The following is a 2,288-nucleotide window of genomic DNA, read 5'->3' on the forward strand; positions in this document are numbered from 1 at the left end:
ACGAGGCAACCCCACCCCCGAGGAGCTCGCCGCCGCCCTGGCGGTGGTCCGGGCGCGCGCCGCGGCGGCGGCCACCCTGCCGTCCGGCGCGCCCGGCCCGAGGGACTCCTGGGCCGACCCGTCCCGCATCGCCGGCCACCGCGTCCCGCGGCCGGGCCCCTCGTCCTGGGCGCGCACGTACTGGCCCGGCTGAGCCGGCCCGGGTACACGGGCCAGGGTCCGGCCAACTTGAGTACGCGTACTCAGGCGCCGGACCCGCCCGCCGCCGGACGATCGGGGAATGCTGTGGTCCGACCCCGAGAACGAGCCGCCGAAGGAACTGCGCGACATGCAGGCGATGCTGCGGCGACTGGGCGTTCTCATGGCGCTGGCCATGGTGCTGGCGATGTTCGTGATCGGGGTGAGGTGAGCCCCGGGGCCCTCGTGGTTACTCTGACCGCATGACTGAGCAGCCGCGCCGCCGCCTCGTACTCGCCTCCAAGTCCCCCGCCCGGCTCGGGCTGCTCCGGCAGGCCGGGCTGGACCCCGAGGTGATCGTGAGCGGGGTCGACGAGGACGCGATCACCGCCCCCACCCCCGCCGAGCTGGCGCTCGCCCTGGCCGAGGCGAAGGCCTCCGTGGTGGCGGCGAAGCCGGAGATCCGGGGCGCCCTGGTGATCGGCTGCGACTCGGTGCTCGACCTGGACGGCCAGGCGCTCGGCAAGCCCGCCGACGCCGAGGAGGCCACCGCCCGCTGGAAGGCGATGCGCGGACGGGCCGGAACCCTGCAGACCGGGCACTGCGTCTGGGACACGGCGAGCGGACGCCACGTCTCGGCCACCGCGTCCACCGTGGTCCACTTCGGGGACCCGACGGACGAGGAGATCGCCGCGTACGTCGCCTCCGGTGAGCCCCTCTACGTCGCCGGCGCCTTCACCCTGGACGGCCGGTCGGCCCCGTTCATCGACGGCATCGACGGCGACCACGGCAACGTCATCGGCATCAGCCTTCCCCTGGTGCGCCGGCTGCTGGCCGACCTGGGCGTCGCGATCACCGAGTTGTGGTCGCCGGCCGACGGCGCCTGACGACGCTCAGGAGGCGCTGGGCTCACCCGGAGGGACGACCGGCGGGACGGGGGCGGGCATGCCGCTCTTCGGACCGCCCTCGGGGCCGTCGGCGGACACGGCGTCGCTCGGCCCCTCCTCGCGGTCGTACGTCATCAGCAGCAGCACGATGAGCGCGAGCACGGCGACCATGAACAGGAACGCCGTCCAGCCCACCAGCCCCCACGCGAACGCGCCCAGCAGCCCGTGCACCACGGCCGCACTGATCAGCAGGACCCGGCCCACGCCGGCCGGACGGCGGCCGTGCACCGCGACGAGCAGCGCTGCGAGCCCGCACAGCGCGAAGTAGAGACCGAAGACCACCCCGCCGGCCTTCGACGAGGTCGACATCACGTTCGGATCCATCCCGGCGAGGGACATCTTCTGCCGGTGGACGACATCCCCGAGAAACCAGTTCACCGCCGCGAAGCCGAACGCCTCGGCGAAGAGCACGACCGCCACGATCCACGCCACCGGTCTGCGCACCACCGGTCCCACCCACTTTCGACTGCCGCTCCGCCAGGAAGCCCTGTTACCGCGAGTACTGTCCGGACACCGCGAACGCTACTAACGGGTAAACCTGGGGACAAGGGTCGTGCGGGCGGCAAAGAATCATTGGGCCATTCGTAGGGACTCCACAAAGAAACGAAGTGGGCCGCAGCACGCTCTCACAGAGACCTTGACCACATCGGCGGGCTAGGGTTTGCCGGTGGAGCCCTGCGTACCGTGGTGCGACAAGGGGTTTCGCGGGTCGAGCGAGCCTCGAATCACGCTCCGTGTGGGCAAGCTCACCATTGGGGACGGGTCGAAGTGCCGTGTCGGCAGTCCCTAAACTCGGCTTGTTTCAAGGAGGGAGCCTCAATCGTGCGCAAGGTGCTCATCGCCAACCGTGGCGAAATCGCTGTCCGCGTGGCCCGGGCCTGCCGGGACGCCGGGATCGCGAGCGTGGCCGTCTACGCCGACCCGGACCGGGACGCTCTGCATGTCCGCGCCGCGGATGAGGCGTTCGCCCTGGGCGGTGACACCCCGGCCACCAGCTACCTGGACATCGACAAGGTCCTCAAGGCCGCCAAGGAGTCCGGCGCCGACGCCATCCACCCCGGCTACGGCTTCCTCTCCGAGAACGCCGACTTCGCCCAGGCCGTCCTGGACGCCGGCCTGATCTGGATCGGCCCGCCCCCACAGGCCATCCGCGACCTCGGCGAC

The 2,288-nt window shown here is 71.7% G+C and carries 5 protein-coding genes; 4 read left to right on the forward strand and 1 reads right to left on the reverse strand.

Annotated features, from left to right (window positions below):
• The 3 genes from BZY54_RS46705 to BZY54_RS46715 form a co-directional block, all read left to right on the forward strand.
• A partial coding sequence (locus BZY54_RS46705; RefSeq protein ID WP_107420007.1) for an acyl-CoA carboxylase epsilon subunit occupies positions 1–193 on the forward strand: 193 nt, incomplete at its 5' end.
• Between the two features lie 87 nt (positions 194–280).
• Complete coding sequence (gene mmpB / locus BZY54_RS54920; protein WP_086731389.1) at positions 281–409, forward strand: morphogenic membrane protein MmpB; 129 nt, start codon at positions 281–283, stop codon at positions 407–409.
• Between the two features lie 31 nt (positions 410–440).
• On the forward strand, positions 441–1,064 hold the full coding sequence (locus tag BZY54_RS46715; protein WP_086731390.1) for a Maf family protein: 624 nt from the start codon (positions 441–443) through the stop codon (positions 1,062–1,064).
• A 6-nt stretch (positions 1,065–1,070) separates the two neighbouring features.
• Here BZY54_RS46715 and BZY54_RS46720 read toward each other — a convergent pair whose 3' ends face one another.
• A complete protein-coding gene (locus tag BZY54_RS46720; protein WP_086731392.1) occupies positions 1,071–1,571 on the reverse strand; it encodes a hypothetical protein in 501 nt (166 codons plus the stop codon).
• A gap of 375 nt (positions 1,572–1,946) precedes the next feature.
• Between BZY54_RS46720 and BZY54_RS46725 the strand changes: the two genes are divergently transcribed.
• Positions 1,947–2,288 (forward strand): biotin carboxylase N-terminal domain-containing protein (locus BZY54_RS46725; RefSeq protein WP_279634775.1); only part of this gene is annotated, 342 nt, incomplete at its 3' end.

This window comes from Streptomyces carpinensis (assembly GCF_002154505.1).
In the GTDB taxonomy this organism is placed as follows: Bacteria; Actinomycetota; Actinomycetes; order Streptomycetales; family Streptomycetaceae; genus Streptomyces; species Streptomyces carpinensis.

Excerpts from the sequence above, each read along its gene's own strand:
- BZY54_RS46715 (WP_086731390.1), top strand. The coding sequence starts at position 441 with ATGACTGAGCAGCCGCGCCGCCGCCTCGTACTCGCCTCCAAGTCCCCC.
- mmpB (WP_086731389.1), top strand. The coding sequence starts at position 281 with ATGCTGTGGTCCGACCCCGAGAACGAGCCGCCGAAGGAACTGCGCGAC.